Below are 13,609 nucleotides of genomic sequence, written 5' to 3'. Positions count from 1 at the left end.
TGGTCAGCCCCGGTCGGCCGGCGGGAACTCGATCCGGACCGTCGTCCCGTCGGGGCCGCTCGACTCGACGGCGAGCTCGCCGCCGGCCGCGCGGGCGCTCCAGGAGGCGAGCCAGAGGCCGAGCCCACGGCTGTGTTTCAGCGGCGTCTCCGTCTCGCGGCGGAGCACCTCCCGCTCCTCCTCGGGGAGCCCCGGCCCGTCGTCGACGACCCGGAGCCACGCCCGGTCGCCGTTCCGTTCGGCGTCCACGCGGACCCAGGGCTCGTCGCACTCGTTGTGCTCGACGGCGTTCTCGAGCAGGTTCGACAGCGCGGTCGCGAGCGCGGACTCGTCGGCGACCGCCGCGGGCGCCCGCGAGAGCTCACACTCGACGGTCGCCGCCCCCTCGCCGTCGAACTGCGTGGCCACCTCCTCGGCGACCGTCCCCAGCTCGGTCGGCGCCGCGTCGTCGACGGAGGAGGGCTCCATCCGGGTCATCTCCCGCACCTTCTCGCTGGTTTCGACGACGCCGTCGACTTTCGACTGGATCCGGGCCGCGACCGCGGCGGGGTCGTCGGCGTCGCCGGCCGCGATCCGTCCGGCGAGCCCGTGGACCACGTTCATGTCGTTTCGGAGGTTGTGCCGGAGCACCCGGTTGGCGACCTGCAGGCGCTGTTCGTACGCGCGGCGGTCGGTCACGTCCCGGAGCACCAGCGCTTGGCCGGAGAGCCGGTCGTCGGCGCCCCGTAGCGGCGACACCTGCACCTCGTACGTCCGGCGGATGGCCGCGGTCTCGCTCTCGACGGTGGTCCCCGAGAGCCGCTCGAGCGGGGTGTCGGGGAACACGACGAGACGTGCGTGCCGACCGCCGGCGCCGGCGTGAGCACGCGCCGGGCGCGCTCGTCGGCGTCGACGACCATCCCCTCGGCGTCGAGCACGACCAGCCCGTTGCCCACCACGTCCAGCGCCGCCGCGCGGGCGATCGGCGTGCGGTCGAGCAGGTCGAACCGGAACAGCGCGACGCCGATGAACACGACCGTGGCGCCGAACGTGAACGGGGTGAGGTCCAGCCCCGGCACCGGGCTAGCCCTGAGCGTGAACGCGACGTGGGCGACCCAGGGCGGCGCTACCGCGGCGAGCAGGGTGCCCGCCTGTCGCCGGTAGAGGGCCGAGGAGCGGGCGGCGGTCCGGAGCACGAGGTAGCTGGCGAACCCGACGATCGCGTAGGCGTAGGCGATGTGGAGGTAGTAGCCGACCGCGAACTCCGGGGCGAACACCCCGACCGGCGCCGCCGCGAGGCGGAACTCGGTCCAGATCAGCCCGTGGCGCGGGTTGGTGAGCACGAACGCCGCGAACACCGCGGGCTCGGACACCATCAGCCAGCGGGCCGGACGAGTGAGCCACGCGTCCTTCCCGGCGTAGCGCAGCGTGAACAGCAGCCACGCGGTCGGGATGAACCCCGCGACCGCCAGCGTCAGCTGCCACCAGGGGAGCTGTGCCGCGCGGCTCCCGAACCCCAGCTGGACGCCGTAGCTGAGCGCCCACGCGCCGATGACGGCGACGAGCGCGACGAAGCCGCCGACGTAGCGTTCGCTCCGGGTGCGTCGGACGGCGACCGCGAGCAGCGCCGAGAGCAGGCTGATACCGAACAGGACGAACGACGGAACTCCCGGAACCCACGGCATCGTACGACAGTTGGGTCACGATGGCGTCGTAAAAAGATGGGCAACCGCGAGCCGGTCGGCAGGGCGCCAGCCGGACTCGGGCCGGGCGCCTCAGTCGAGGTCGAGGAACGACGACAGCGTCGTCAGGTCGGCCTCGTCGACGCCGAACGCCGACACGTCGTTGTCGTCGACGGTGTTGTCCATCTCCAGCGAGCGGTACTGGTCGGCGCCGAACGGGAACCCGGGGACGTAGTCGAGCACCGAGAGCCCGATCTTCGCCATCGACATCGGAACCGGGAGCACGTTCACCCCCCGGCCGTCGGCGCGGTGGCCCAGCCGCGCCACCTCGGCCATCGTGAGCTTCTCCGGGCCGCCGATGTCGTAGGCGTGGCCGACGTGCTCGTCCTCGAGCAGGGCGTCGGCCATGATCGGCACCAGGTCGCCGACGTGGATCGGCTGGAACCGCGTCTTCCCGCTGCCGGGCAGCGGCGTGACGTAGGGGGGTGCGAGCAGCTTGGTGAACTTCACGAACTCGCCGCCCTCGCCGAACACCACCGAGGGGCGGGTGATCGTCCAGTCGAGGCTCGACGCGCGCACGACCTCCTCGGCCTGCCCCTTCGCGCGGATGTAGCTCGTCGGCCCGTCCGGGTCGGCGCCGAGGGCGCTCTGCTGGAGGAACCGGTCCGCGCCGGCCGCCTCGGCGGCGTCGACGAGGTTCCGCGTCCCCTCGAGGTGGATGCGGAAATGCTGCTCCTCGCCGCCCTTCGGGCTGAACAGCGGCGAGAGCGCGACAAGGTTGACGACGGCGTCGTGGCCGTCGACGGCCGGCTCCGTCGAGTCGTAGTCGGTCACGTCGCCCGTTTCGTGGCTCACGCCCTCCGGGAGCGGGTCCTCCGGCTCGCTGCGGGACATCGCGGTCACGTCGTGGCCGCGGTCTGCGAGCTCCGAACAGAGCGGTCGGCCGATGAAGCCGTCCCCGCCGGCGACGAGTACCTTCATACGCCACGGGTTGACGCGCAGCCAACTTAAAGCCGGGCGCCAGCGGCACCCCGCGAACCGACGCGCCTTAATCCCGGGCCGAACACCCTCCGGCCATGCTCATCACGCTGGAGGGGCTGGACGGGAGCGGGAAGACGACCGTCTGGGAGGCCCTCCACGACTCCCACCCCGAGGCGACGTTCACCCGGGAGCCGACCGAGTCGTGGTACGGCGACGCCGTGAACCGCGCCATCGACGACGACGACGCCGACCCGCTGGCGACGCTGTTCCTGTTCACCGCCGACCACGCCGACCACCTCTCGCGGACGATCCGGCCCGCGCTCGAGAACGACGAGCTGGTGATCTCGGACCGCTACTCCGACTCGCGGTACGCCTACCAGGCCGCAGCGCTCTCGGGCAGCGACCTCACGCGGCCGATGGAGTACATCCGCGGCATCCACTCGGCGTTCACCCGCGAGCCGGACAAGACGATCTACCTCGAGGTGGACCCGGAGACGGCGGCGGCGCGCAGCGGCTCGACCAACCAGTTCGAGGACGCCGCCTTCCTCGCGCAGGTGGAGTCGAACTACGAGCGCCTCATCGACGCTGAGCCCGATCGGTTCGTGCGCGTCGACGGCACGCAGTCGCCCGAGGCCGTGATCGAGTCGGTGGAGGAGATCGTCGACAGGTTGCGAGCAGAGGACGCGTAGCTCACTCCCAGCTCTCGGGGAGGTCGACGCTGTCGGGCGGCGGGACGTACAGCACGTCGATCAGCGCGCCCATCCCCACCGGCACCGCGACTAGGAGCGTGAGCACGACGGCGGGGCTGCCCAGCCCCGGGCCGAGGTTGAGCAGCCCCGAGAACACGTACGTCGACGCCAGCAGCACGATGGGGATGGCGGTGACGGTGAACACGGCGGCGCCCCCGCGGGTGTCGAGCGCGATGCGGAAGTAGCGCGTCAGCACTGCCGCGACCAGGGTGTGCGCCGCGAGCACGACGAGCAGGAACGCGACCGAAAGCACCGAGACCATTGCTCGCCACTCGGCGCCGCGTGACCTTTTCGTTGTCGCTACTGTCCCGGGAAGTCAGAACTGAGTCGCCGACTCCTACCGTTCGACAGCGTCGGCTGGCCGGCGCCAACTCCTACTGTTCCACACCGTCGGCTGACCCCCGCCGACTCCTACTGTTCCACACCGTCGCTGCCGCCGGCCCGCCGCGCCTCGGCGAGGATCCCGGCGACGGGGTCGGTGTAGTCGTAGCCGGGGATCACGCCCTGGACGTACGTCCCCTCGACGAAGTCGATCAGCGCGGCGGCGTCGTTCACGCCGCGGCGCGGGTCGATGTCCGCGAAGGTGACGGTGACCTCCGCGCTCCGGGTCCCCCCGTGGACGGTCTCTCTCACCGCCGGGTCCGGCACGTCGTCGCCGGCCAGCACGCCGCCGCCGACGTTGCCGACGCGGCGCTCGAACGTCTCGTACCAGCCCTCCTCGACGACCGGCGCGACCTCGTCCTCGGTCACCGCGTCGAGCATCGGCGCGCGGACGGTCACGTCGAACTCGATCCGGCCGCCGTCGGCGGGCGCCGCGTCGACGACGCCGTCGAAGGGGGTCGAGGTAGCGACGAACCGGTCCGCGGCCGCCTCCGCGGCTTCGAACGCGTCGTGACTGCGGAACGCTCGCCGGGCTCTGTCGGGCAGCTCGCTCATACCCGTCCCAGGCGGTTGCGCCGAATAAGCGCGTCCCTTCCGGTGGGCCGCGGCGCCGCTACCGGGCGGGAGCGACCGCGGTACGGGCGCTCCCGTGCCGGTTCGACGGGGCTTTTCCCAGCCGACGCCGAACGCCGGGTATGGCCGAGCAGTTCCTCGACACCGACGCGCTCGTCGCCGCCGTCGACGACGCCGAGTTCGACCGCACGCCTGCGGTCGTCGCGAACGCACACATCACGGGGCTGAGCGTCGCCCGCGCGCTCGACGCCCACGGCGTGCCCGTGATCGCGATCGACCGAGTCGGCGACGGGGTCGCCCACCCCTCCGACGCGATCGATTTCGCGGGCGAAGTGCGCTACCCGCTCGACGACCCGCAAGGTTTCGCGGAAGATCTTGCCGCGATCGCCGACGCCGCCGGCGAGGTCGTCGCGTTCGGCTGCATGGACGAGTGGGTCCACGGGTTCGCCGACGCCGGCGTCGAGAACGTGATCCTCCCGTGGGAGAACCACGTGAGCGTGCTCGACAAGAGCCGACTCTACCGCCGCGCCGAGGAGCTGGGCGTCCCCTACCCCGAGACGTACTTTCCGAGCGAGACCGACCCCGACGCGGCCGCCGCGGAGCTCGGCTTCCCGCTGGTCGTCAAGCCCGCACGGAAGCGCGAGGGCGAGGAGGCGATCGGCAGCAACGTCGTCGAGGTGGCGAACGGGGAGGAACTGCACGACGTGCTCGACGCCGCCGCGACCGCGGGCGTCGAGGTGATGCTGCAGGAGAAAGTGAACATCGCGACCGGGAAGGACCGCTCGCTGGCCTCCTACGTGCCGGCGGAGGGCGAACCGCTCGCCGTGGTCGGCAACGCCGCCGTGCGGTTCCCGCTGGAGTTCGGCACCTCCTGTCTGGTGGAGACCGTCGACGCCCCCGAGATCGAGGCCCGGGCGCTCTCGGTGATCGAGGACGCCGGCTACCGCGGGATCAGCGAGTCGGAGTTCGTGTACGACGCCGACCGCGAGGAGTACGTGCTGCTGGACATCAACACCCGCCCCTGGAAGTGGATCTCGCTGCCGGTGTCGGTGGGCGCGAACCTGCCGTACGCCGCCTACGCCGACGCCGTGGGGGAGGCGTTCGAGCCGGGCCCCATCGACGACGGGCGCTGGGTGTACCTGCGGGACTACCTCACCCTGCTCGCGACCGCGGAGGCGTTCTGGGACGTGCTCGACACCGAGGACTGGATGTCGCTGGTCTCCGGCGACTTCGAGCCCGACGGCGACCTGACGACCGGCGTCTATCGCCCGAGCGATCCGGCGCCGACGGCGCAGCTGCTCGACACCGAGTTCACGGACCGCGAGTACTACTGCTCCTGCTGAGGCGGCCATTCGGGGTGGTCCAGCCGACGGCGTCGACGACGCTCGACGCCCCAGACCTGCACACTGTCGTACGGATCCGTCCACGAAACCCCACCGTTTCGCCGGCACCCGGTGGTTCCTAACCCGTCACGCCGCTACTGGCGAGTAAGATGAGCGATCGGCTCCACCTCAACCTCTTCACGATGAACGCCGTCGAGCACGTCTCGCCCGGGACGTGGCGGCGGGACGGCGACCGCTCGGGCGAGTACACCGACCGGGAGTACTGGACCGACGTGGCCCGCACCGCCGAGCGCGGCAAGTTCGACGCCGTGTTCTTCGCCGACGTGCGCGGTATCTACGACGTCTACGGCGGCGACCGCGAGACGGCCATCGAGAAGGCCGTCCAGACGCCCTCGAACGACCCCGCACTCGTGGTGCCCGCGATGGCGGAGGTGACCGACGATTTGGGGTTCGCGATCACCAAGTCCACCACGTACAACCACCCCTACCAGCTCGCCCGCGAGTTCTCGACGCTCGACCACCTCACCGACGGCCGCGTGGCGTTCAACGTCGTCACCTCCTACCTCGAGTCCGCCGCCGACAACCTCGGCCTCGACGAACGGATGGAGAAGGAGACGCGCTACGAGCGCGCCGCGGAGTTCCTCGACGTCTGCTACGCGCTCTGGGAGGACTCGTGGGAGGACGATGCCGTGCTGCGGGACGCCGAGTCGGGGCGCTACACCGATCCGGAGAAGGTCCACAGCATCGACCACGAGGGCGAGTTCTTCGACGTGCCCGGCCCGCACGGCTCCGAGCCCTCACCGCAGCGCACGCCGGTGATCTACCAGGCCGGCTCCTCGGAGTACGGTCGCGACTTCGCCGCCGCCAACGCCGAGGCGGTGTTCTGCTCCCAGCCCACCGAGGAGGGGGTCCGGGAGTACGTGGAGGACGTCCAGCAGCGGGCCGCCGACGCCGGCCGCGACGAGGACTCGATCTCCTTCTTCATCGGCATCGTGCCGGTCGTGGCGCCGACGGAAGCGGAGGCCGAAGCGAAGTACGAGGCGCTGAAGGACTCGATCGACGTGGAGTCGACGCTCGCCCTGCTCTCGGGCTTCCTCGACATGGACCTCTCCGAACTCGACCCGGACCAGAAAGTCGAGCACATCGAGACGCAGGCGATCCAGGGAACGATGAACGCGTTCACGCAGGCCGACCCCGACCGCGAGTGGACCGTGCGCGAGGTGGCGGAGTTCTCCGGCCTCGGTTCGACCTCCCCCATCGTCGTCGGCACGCCCGAGCAGGTCGCCGACGAACTCGTGTACTGGCACGAGTCGGTCGGCGTCGACGGGTTCAACGTGAAGGAGGCGGTCCGCACCGGCAGCCTCGACGAGTTCGTCGATCAGGTGGTGCCGGAACTGCAGGATCGCGGCCTGTTCCGCACCGAGTACGAGGGTGACACGCTTCGGGAACGGCTCTACGGCGAGGGGCAGCGACGCCTCCCCGACCACCACCCGGCCCGGCAGTGAGGACCGCAGAACCGCTGCCAGGGGCGCCCGTGCGTCAAGGCTCGGCGTTCCGGTAGCGAATAGGTTTAAGGTGTTCCACCCACATGGTTCAGGTGACGCTTCGCTTTGGAGGGCCGAAGCGTCAGCGGGGACCAACCGGGCTCGCGCCGCCGCGCTTTTTCGCGGCGGCGCGGCCCGTTTTCGCTGAAACGTACTCGACCAGCGTCGCCGCCGTCACCGGCGACGGCTCAGTTCTCCGTCGGCGGGTTGAGCGCGACGCCGTCGACGACGGCGAGGCTCGCCAGCACCGAGCCAGCGCCGGCGCCGACGCCGATCGACAGCGGCGAGAGTACGGCGGCGAGCACGCCGGAAAGCAACGCGAACGGGATGAACAGGAGCTGGAGGTCCGGCCGCGTGAGGTCGCCGACCGAGCGCATGGTAATTACATGTAATTAGATCCAGCGTCAAAGAGTTTGTGTCGAGGGGCGTCGATGAGGCGTCGATGATCTGTGGCGTCGAGGCCGTGGGAAAATCGGGGAGGGATTCGAACCACGGTCGGACCTGCTCGCTCGCGTTCGCTCGCTGCGCGCGACCTCCCTGGTTCGAAGCCACTCCCGTGACGATTTTCACGACGCTCCCTTCGGTCGCGCCGGAAAATGCGAGGGGAGGGATTCGAACCCACGGACCCCTACGGGAGCGGGTCTTAAGCCCGCCGCCTTTGTCCTGACTCGGCCACCCTCGCGCGTCCGGCAGTTCCCCGTACCGCCGGAAGTCGGTTTCGGTCCCGCTACTCCTCGAGCAGCAGCGCGACCCCGACCAGGTTCGAGCCGGCGGTCACCGTCGCCTCCCGCTCCAGCGAGTAGACGATCCCCTCGCGGTCGACGGTCACCTCCTGCAGCGCCTCGTAGCTCGTCGGGTCGTACAGCGTGCCGACGTAGTCCCCCGGCTCGACGTAGTCGCCGAGTTCGACCGGGCCGTCGACGTGGAACAGCCCCGAGTCGGCGGCTTTCACCCGGCCCAGGTGGTTGCGCGCGACCGTCGCGTTCTTCGACGCCGGCTCGCCCGGCAGCATGTCGAGGTGCCGGAGCGTGTCGAGCATCCCGGCCAGGCCGGCGTCGATGGCGTCCTCGACGAGTTCGGTGTTGTGGGCGAGCTCGGGCGTGATGGTCGGGATCCCCTCCTGGGTGGCCGCGACGCGGAGCTTCCCGCCGAAGTCGCGGTCCTGCCACTCCGCGTCGGCGTCCTCGCCCGCCGCCTCCGCCAGCAGCAGGTCGATGCCGAACGCCTCCGCGAGCGCGCGGCACTCGGCGTCGCCCTTCAGGTAGACGGTGTGGGGGAGCATCTCCAGCCCCCCGGTGTGGAGGTCGACGATGGCGTCGGCGTCGCCGGCGTACTCCCAGAGCGTCGCCGCCATACGCTCGTGGAGCGTGCCGTCCTCGTCGCCGGGCCAGCAGCGGTTCATGTTCGCGTTCACCGAGTCCAGCGGCTCCGGCGCGGTGTAGGAGACGCGGTCGAACGTGATCGGGTCGGCGACGGGGACGGCGATCAGCGTGCCAGAGAAGTCGTCCTGCCGCGCGAGCAGTTCGGCGTGGAGCCGTCGGAGCACCTCGCTCCCGTTGATCTCGCGGCCGTGCTGGGCCGCCTGCACGTACAGCGTCGGCCCGTCGCCGTCGCCGTACGTGTGGACGGTCGTCTCCAGTTCCACGCCCGAGGGGAGTCGGGCCAACGTGACGCGTTCGGCGTCGTGCATAGCCGGACCAACGGACTCGGGGGTCTTTGCACCACCGGCTAGCTACTCCCACGCCAGATCGAACCCGCGCCAGTCCCGTGACTGGCTGGGGAGGCCACGCGCCCGGAGCTCCGGCCCGTCGTCGCCCTCGCGGACGTCGATGCGGCCGGCACAGAACTGCGAGAGCGTGCTGATCGTCGCGTCGTCGTGGATCGCCGGGTCGACCACCAGCACGCCCAGCCCGTCGAGGGAGTCGATGCGACCGACGAGCGTGTGGACGAACCGCGAGACCGTCTTGAGGTCGCCGAACGAGAGCAGCGTCGACAGCGAGAACAGCCCCGTTCGGATGCGGTCGATCCCGGATCGGGCGAACTCGCGGTGCACGTCCGAGTAGCGCATCCCGATCCCCGTCAGGTCCGAGGGGCCCGAGACCGGGAGTACCTGTGCGGGCACGTCGCTGTCCTCGCCACCGACGCAGTCAAGGATGGCCGTGCTGTCCGCCGCCAGCCGGAGCCCCGCGCGCTCGCAGTCGGCGGCGATGCGCCGGGAACGTCGGTTGGTGGTGACGAGGATCGCCCCCTCACCCTCCCGGCCGGCGAGCAAGCGGAGCCCCAGTTCGCGCGTTCCGGCGTGGCTCGGCCCAGCGAGCAGCACGGTCGTCCCCGGCCGGATCGTGTCGAGCGGGACGTCCTCGAACCCGTAGCGGTCGTCACTCATCGTCGACCTCGCGGAGTCGACGGCGGAGCGTCAGTTGCTCCATCGCTTCGTCGCCCAGGAGTGAGAGGAGCTCCCGGTCGCGCGCCGAGAACCCCCGCGGTTCGTCGTCGTAGACACAGAACGTCCCGATGGCCTCGCCCGAACCCGTCTCGATCGGTGCGCTGGCGTAGAACCGGATGTTCGCCGCCTCCAGTCCCTCGTTCTCCGCGAACCGGGGGTCCTCCTCGGTGTCCTCGATCACGGTCACGCCGTCGTCGAGGATCGCGTAGGTGCAGATGGTGTCTTCCCGGTCCATCGGGCCGAGCGAAACCCCGTGGCAGGCGAGAAAGCGCTGTTCGTGGGTGTCGATCAGACCGATCGCGGCGGCGTCGACGCCGAACAGTTCGGCCGCGAGTTCGGTCAGTCGGTCGAACGACTCCCCGAGCTCGCCGGGGTTGGCCGCGTGCTGCTCAAGCGCGGCGAGGCGAGCCTCCTCGTTCTCCGGCAGCGGGTAGGCTGTCTGATCACGGAACGCGACGGCGTGGTTCAGCAGGTCCACGACCTCCGACCGCGCGTTTGGCGCGTCCTTCGGGACGTACTCGACAACGAGGTCGCCGAACGCCGCAGTGTCGATCTCCGCAACGGGCACGTCGGTGAACAGGACACAGGGCGTGTCGGGGACGGCATCGCGCACGTCGGCCACGAGTTCCAACCCGGTCCCGCCCGACAGCGTTTGTTCGGTGACGACTCCCTCGAGATCGTCGTCGAAACGCTCCCGCGCGGCGCCCGCCGTCGCCGCCTCCGCGACGGTGAACCCGGCATCCCGCAGCGTCTCGGCCGTCGCCGTCCGCGCGGCGGCGTCCGAATCGACGCAGAGTAACATACGCGCCCTTCCCCCGGCGGGGTTAGGAAACTGGCGGCCCTCAGCTGGGCGTCCGCTCGGCGATGTCGACCATGATCTCGTCCAGCGCGCGGATCAGGTCACGCTCCCGCGGGCCGTCCGCCCACGTCCGGCCGTACGTCGACGTGCGGTTGTCGAACGTCACGCCGACCAGGAGCTGGGGGTCCGGTTCGCTGTCCCCGATGCCCTGGTTGTCGAACGTTTCCTCGAACGCGTCGCTCTCCTCCCAGTCGATCCACGTCGGCTCGGCGGCGTCGCCGAGGAGGCCGATCTTGCGGTCCTCGGTCAGCCACTCGGCTGCCTGCTCGGGGTCGACGCCCGTGTCCCCGGGGAGGAGGAGCAGGTCGGCGTCGCCGGGCTCGCTCTCGGTGGGGACCTCGTCGGGGAGCGTGAGGTCGACGCCGTCGGCGACGTAGGTGGGCGTCTGGTGGAGCTCGTCGAAGGTGAGCTCCTCGGTCGTGTCGCTAGTGCCCGGCAGGGTCGAACAGCCGGCGACGGCGGCTGTGAGCGTGGTGGCTGTGGCGGCGACGAACCGTCGTCGGTGGAGGGCGTTCTGTCGCACGAGTGGGGGTTGTGGCCGGCCCGATAAAGAAGTCACTCAGAGACAAAACGGCGTTTGAGTGACGGTGTGGCGTGCCAGTCCGGTAGAAACCTCGGCGTAACAATACGGGGGCTCGGCCAATCCCGCCGTATGGCCGACCGCACACTGTCGTCGCAAGTCGTCGTGGGCGTGGTGATCGTGCTCGTCGGGGTGCTCCTGTTCCTCGACACGACCGGGATTTACGACACCGGACCGCTGTTTCGCTACACGCCGGCGCTGTTCGTGCTCGTCGGCCTCTACGCGATCGTCGTCAGTGGCTTTCGGAACCTGTTCGGCCCGCTCACACTGATCCTGGTCGCCGGGGCGATCCAGCTCGTGACGCTCGATATCTTCGAGTGGGCCGAACTCGCGACGCTCTGGCCGCTGGTGATCGTCATCTTCGGCCTCTCGCTGCTCGCCGGGCGGTTCGACCGCACGACGCCGACGACCGAGCGGTCGGTGGTCGACACGTTCTCGCTGTTCGGCGACGTCGAACGCCGGGTCCGCGGCACCGCGTTCGAGCGAGCGAACCTGATCACCCTGTTCGGCGGAACCACGCTCGATCTGCGTGACGCCAGCCCCGGGGAGCGCCCCGCACGCGTGAACGTGACCGTGCTGTTCGGCGGCGTCGATATCGTCGTCCCCCGCGACTGGAACGTCGAACTGGACGTGTTGCCCGTCTTCGGCGCCAGCGAGGACAGCCGGCTGCGCGTCGACGCCGATCACGAGACGGTCGATCTCGTCATTACTGGCTTCGTCGCGTTCGGAGGCGTGGAACTGAAAGACTAGTCGCTGGTCGGTGCCAAACTGTAGCAGTTCGAGTGGGCCCTGGCGGATTTGAACCACCGATCGCCCGGTTATGAGCCGGGTGCTGTGAACCAGACTAAGCTAAGGGCCCTACGTGAATAGCCGGAGGGCTCGCCCTTGAGACTACCGAAAGGATCGACGCCGTCGCCAGGGCTCGAACCTGGGACAACCACGTTAACAGCGTGGTGCTCTACCAGCTGAGCTACGACGGCTCATTCCCACGTACCGCGGTTTCATTCATATGGGTTTCGTTTCCCCGCGGCGGCGGCCGACCGACACGGTTTCCCCGCCGCCCGGAATACGCTCGCGCATGACCGACGACGCCCTCGACGCCGTGCTCGACCGCGTGAGCGAGCGCGTCACGCCCGACGGCGACGAGCGCGAGCGCCTGCGCGCCGTGGCCGCGGAGCTCACCGCGCGCGCCGAGGCCGCCATCGACGACCTGCCCGTCGACGCCGACGTGACCCAGGTCGGCTCCAGCGCCCGCTCGACGTGGCTCGCCGGCGACCGCGACATCGACCTGTTCGTCCGCTTCCCCACGTCGATCGACCGCGAGGCGCTGGAGCGCTACGGCCTCGAGGTGGGCCACGCCGTGCTCCCGGACGGCCACGAGGAGTACGCCGAACACCCCTACGTGAAGGGGGAGTACGAGGGTTTCGACGTGGATCTCGTGCCGTGCTACGCCGTCGACGCCGCCACCGACATCCACTCCGCGGTCGACCGGACGCCGTTCCACGACGCCTACCTGCAGGCCCGCTACAACCCCGAACTCGCCGCGGCCGCCCGGCTGTGCAAGCGGTTCATGAAGGGCGTCGGGATCTACGGGAGCGACCTCCGCACCGAGGGGTTCTCCGGCTACCTGGTCGAACTGCTGATCCTGGAGTACGGCGGCTTCGTCCCGCTGGTCGAGGCGGCCGCCGACTGGCACCCGCCCGTGCAGTTCGACCTGCGCGGGAGCGAGGGACCGGCCGAAGTCCCACCCGAGGAGGCCGAGGCCGCCGAGTTCGACGACCCGCTGGTGGTCATCGACCCCACCGACCCCGACCGCAACGTCGCCGCCGTGCTCTCGGCGGCGAACCTCGCACGCTTCCAGCACTACTGCCGGGAGCTGCTCGACGACCCCCGGGAGTCGCTGTTCTTCCCGGAGCCGACCGAGCCCATCGACGCCGCGGGCGTCCGCGACCACCTCGATCGCCGCGGGAGCCACGCGGTCGCGCTCGTCTTCGATACGCCCGACGTGGTCGAGGACCAGCTCTACCCCCAGCTCCGCCGCTCGCTCGGCGGCGTCACCGAGGAACTCGACCGCTGCGGGTTCGACAGCCTGCGGGCGACCGCGCTCGCCGACGGCGTCGGCGAGGACGGGTCGGGTCGCTCGGTGCTGTTCGTGGAGACCGCGGTCGACGAGCTCCCCGGGGTCGAGCGCCACGAGGGGCCACCGGTTCACGTCGGCGAGCACGCGGCCTCGTTCTACGACGCCTACGCCGACGATCCGGCCGTGTACGGCCCGTTCGTCGAGGGCGGTCGCTACGTGGTCGAACGCCCGCGTGATCACCGCACGCCCGAGGCGTTCCTCCGGAGCGACGCGCTGTTCGACGTGGCGCTCGGGACCCACGTCGAGACGGCGCTTGAGAACGAGTACGCGGTGCTCGTCGGCGACGAGGTGGCGTCGCTGGCCGAGCGGTTCGGCGAGGAGCTCCGGGAGTACTTCGAGCCCGAAGTCTGAA

Annotated in this window: 15 protein-coding genes and 3 tRNA genes; 5 read left to right on the top strand and 13 right to left on the bottom strand. The window is 70.3% G+C overall.

Annotated elements, in window-relative coordinates; all coding sequences use genetic code 11:
- Positions 1-3: 3 nt before the first annotated feature.
- The 3 genes from ACP95_RS15140 to ACP95_RS03725 form a co-directional block, all read right to left on the bottom strand.
- Complete coding sequence (locus ACP95_RS15140; protein ID WP_154018426.1) at positions 4-738, bottom strand: sensor histidine kinase; 735 nt, start codon at positions 736-738, stop codon at positions 4-6.
- Entirely contained in the window at positions 675-1,664 is a 990-nt protein-coding gene (locus tag ACP95_RS03730) for a histidine kinase N-terminal 7TM domain-containing protein (protein WP_049979917.1), read from the bottom strand. The genes ACP95_RS15140 and ACP95_RS03730 overlap by 64 nt, the downstream gene beginning before the upstream one ends.
- A gap of 90 nt (positions 1,665-1,754) precedes the next feature.
- Positions 1,755-2,642, bottom strand: coding sequence for a complex I NDUFA9 subunit family protein (locus ACP95_RS03725; RefSeq protein WP_049979916.1), 888 nt, complete (start codon positions 2,640-2,642; stop codon positions 1,755-1,757).
- Between the two features lie 95 nt (positions 2,643-2,737).
- Between ACP95_RS03725 and tmk the strand changes: the two genes are divergently transcribed.
- Positions 2,738-3,331 (top strand): dTMP kinase, encoded by a 594-nt coding sequence (gene tmk / locus ACP95_RS03720; protein ID WP_049979915.1) that lies wholly within the window; start codon positions 2,738-2,740, stop codon positions 3,329-3,331.
- Position 3,332: 1 nt separating this feature from the next.
- Here tmk and ACP95_RS03715 read toward each other — a convergent pair whose 3' ends face one another.
- Positions 3,333-3,653 (bottom strand): hypothetical protein, encoded by a 321-nt coding sequence (locus ACP95_RS03715; protein WP_049979914.1) that lies wholly within the window; start codon positions 3,651-3,653, stop codon positions 3,333-3,335.
- Positions 3,654-3,802: 149 nt separating this feature from the next.
- Complete coding sequence (locus ACP95_RS03710) at positions 3,803-4,327, bottom strand: DUF5813 family protein (RefSeq protein ID WP_049979913.1); 525 nt, start codon at positions 4,325-4,327, stop codon at positions 3,803-3,805.
- A gap of 140 nt (positions 4,328-4,467) precedes the next feature.
- Here ACP95_RS03710 and ACP95_RS03705 point away from each other — a divergent pair, with 140 nt between their 5' ends.
- Together ACP95_RS03705 and ACP95_RS03700 are read left to right on the top strand one after the other, a co-directional pair.
- Entirely contained in the window at positions 4,468-5,688 is a 1,221-nt protein-coding gene (locus tag ACP95_RS03705; protein ID WP_049979912.1) for a carboxylate--amine ligase, read from the top strand.
- 149 nt (positions 5,689-5,837) lie between these two features.
- Complete coding sequence (locus tag ACP95_RS03700) at positions 5,838-7,193, top strand: LLM class flavin-dependent oxidoreductase (RefSeq protein ID WP_049979911.1); 1,356 nt, start codon at positions 5,838-5,840, stop codon at positions 7,191-7,193.
- A gap of 227 nt (positions 7,194-7,420) precedes the next feature.
- Here the strand turns inward: ACP95_RS03700 and ACP95_RS03695 are convergent, their stop codons facing one another.
- From ACP95_RS03695 to ACP95_RS03670, 6 genes are all read right to left on the bottom strand, one after another.
- Positions 7,421-7,609 carry a hypothetical protein gene (locus ACP95_RS03695; protein ID WP_049979910.1) on the bottom strand — a complete coding sequence of 63 codons (189 nt, stop codon included), beginning with the start codon at positions 7,607-7,609 and terminating at the stop codon, positions 7,421-7,423.
- Between the two features lie 220 nt (positions 7,610-7,829).
- Positions 7,830-7,914 (bottom strand) — tRNA-Leu (locus tag ACP95_RS03690).
- 45 nt (positions 7,915-7,959) lie between these two features.
- Positions 7,960-8,922, bottom strand: a complete 963-nt coding sequence (locus ACP95_RS03685) for a succinylglutamate desuccinylase/aspartoacylase family protein (RefSeq protein ID WP_049979909.1) — start codon at positions 8,920-8,922, stop codon at positions 7,960-7,962.
- Positions 8,923-8,964: 42 nt separating this feature from the next.
- The gene (locus ACP95_RS03680; protein ID WP_049979908.1) at positions 8,965-9,618 is read right to left on the bottom strand and encodes a DUF7504 family protein; all 654 of its coding nucleotides are present in this window, start codon (positions 9,616-9,618) and stop codon (positions 8,965-8,967) included.
- Positions 9,611-10,480: a GAF domain-containing protein gene (locus tag ACP95_RS03675; RefSeq protein WP_049979907.1), complete on the bottom strand. Its 870-nt coding sequence runs from the start codon at positions 10,478-10,480 to the stop codon at positions 9,611-9,613. The genes ACP95_RS03680 and ACP95_RS03675 overlap by 8 nt, the downstream gene beginning before the upstream one ends.
- 40 nt (positions 10,481-10,520) lie before the next feature.
- On the bottom strand, positions 10,521-11,060 hold the full coding sequence (locus tag ACP95_RS03670) for a hypothetical protein (protein ID WP_049979906.1): 540 nt from the start codon (positions 11,058-11,060) through the stop codon (positions 10,521-10,523).
- Between the two features lie 129 nt (positions 11,061-11,189).
- Between ACP95_RS03670 and ACP95_RS03665 the strand changes: the two genes are divergently transcribed.
- Entirely contained in the window at positions 11,190-11,867 is a 678-nt protein-coding gene (locus tag ACP95_RS03665) for a LiaF transmembrane domain-containing protein (RefSeq protein ID WP_049979905.1), read from the top strand.
- Positions 11,868-11,900: 33 nt separating this feature from the next.
- Here the strand turns inward: ACP95_RS03665 and ACP95_RS03660 are convergent.
- Together ACP95_RS03660 and ACP95_RS03655 are read right to left on the bottom strand one after the other, a co-directional pair.
- A tRNA-Ile gene (locus ACP95_RS03660) sits at positions 11,901-11,976 on the bottom strand.
- A gap of 48 nt (positions 11,977-12,024) precedes the next feature.
- Positions 12,025-12,097: transfer RNA gene (locus tag ACP95_RS03655), tRNA-Asn, on the bottom strand.
- A 98-nt stretch (positions 12,098-12,195) separates the two neighbouring features.
- Between ACP95_RS03655 and cca the strand changes: the two genes are divergently transcribed.
- On the top strand, positions 12,196-13,608 hold the full coding sequence (gene cca, locus ACP95_RS03650; RefSeq protein ID WP_049979904.1) for a CCA tRNA nucleotidyltransferase: 1,413 nt from the start codon (positions 12,196-12,198) through the stop codon (positions 13,606-13,608).
- Position 13,609: the final 1 nt, after the last annotated feature.

Source organism: Halolamina rubra, from assembly GCF_000739555.1.
Taxonomy (GTDB): domain Archaea; phylum Halobacteriota; class Halobacteria; order Halobacteriales; family Haloferacaceae; genus Halolamina; species Halolamina rubra.
The sequence above is the reverse complement of the archived record's forward strand: the minus strand, read 5'-3'. Positions and strand labels throughout refer to the sequence as shown.

What these genes read in the sequence shown, in the direction of transcription:
- ACP95_RS03730 (WP_049979917.1), bottom strand. Translation starts at nt 1,664, where the DNA reads ATGCCGTGGGTTCCGGGAGTTCCGTCGTTCGTCCTGTTCGGTATCAGC.
- ACP95_RS03725 (WP_049979916.1), bottom strand. Translation starts at nt 2,642, where the DNA reads ATGAAGGTACTCGTCGCCGGCGGGGACGGCTTCATCGGCCGACCGCTC.
- tmk (WP_049979915.1), top strand. Translation starts at nt 2,738, where the DNA reads ATGCTCATCACGCTGGAGGGGCTGGACGGGAGCGGGAAGACGACCGTC.
- ACP95_RS03715 (WP_049979914.1), bottom strand. Translation starts at nt 3,653, where the DNA reads ATGGTCTCGGTGCTTTCGGTCGCGTTCCTGCTCGTCGTGCTCGCGGCG.
- ACP95_RS03710 (WP_049979913.1), bottom strand. Translation starts at nt 4,327, where the DNA reads ATGAGCGAGCTGCCCGACAGAGCCCGGCGAGCGTTCCGCAGTCACGAC.
- ACP95_RS03705 (WP_049979912.1), top strand. Translation starts at nt 4,468, where the DNA reads ATGGCCGAGCAGTTCCTCGACACCGACGCGCTCGTCGCCGCCGTCGAC.
- ACP95_RS03700 (WP_049979911.1), top strand. Translation starts at nt 5,838, where the DNA reads ATGAGCGATCGGCTCCACCTCAACCTCTTCACGATGAACGCCGTCGAG.
- ACP95_RS03695 (WP_049979910.1), bottom strand. Translation starts at nt 7,609, where the DNA reads ATGCGCTCGGTCGGCGACCTCACGCGGCCGGACCTCCAGCTCCTGTTC.
- ACP95_RS03685 (WP_049979909.1), bottom strand. Translation starts at nt 8,922, where the DNA reads ATGCACGACGCCGAACGCGTCACGTTGGCCCGACTCCCCTCGGGCGTG.
- ACP95_RS03680 (WP_049979908.1), bottom strand. Translation starts at nt 9,618, where the DNA reads ATGAGTGACGACCGCTACGGGTTCGAGGACGTCCCGCTCGACACGATC.
- ACP95_RS03675 (WP_049979907.1), bottom strand. Translation starts at nt 10,480, where the DNA reads ATGTTACTCTGCGTCGATTCGGACGCCGCCGCGCGGACGGCGACGGCC.
- ACP95_RS03665 (WP_049979905.1), top strand. Translation starts at nt 11,190, where the DNA reads ATGGCCGACCGCACACTGTCGTCGCAAGTCGTCGTGGGCGTGGTGATC.
- cca (WP_049979904.1), top strand. Translation starts at nt 12,196, where the DNA reads ATGACCGACGACGCCCTCGACGCCGTGCTCGACCGCGTGAGCGAGCGC.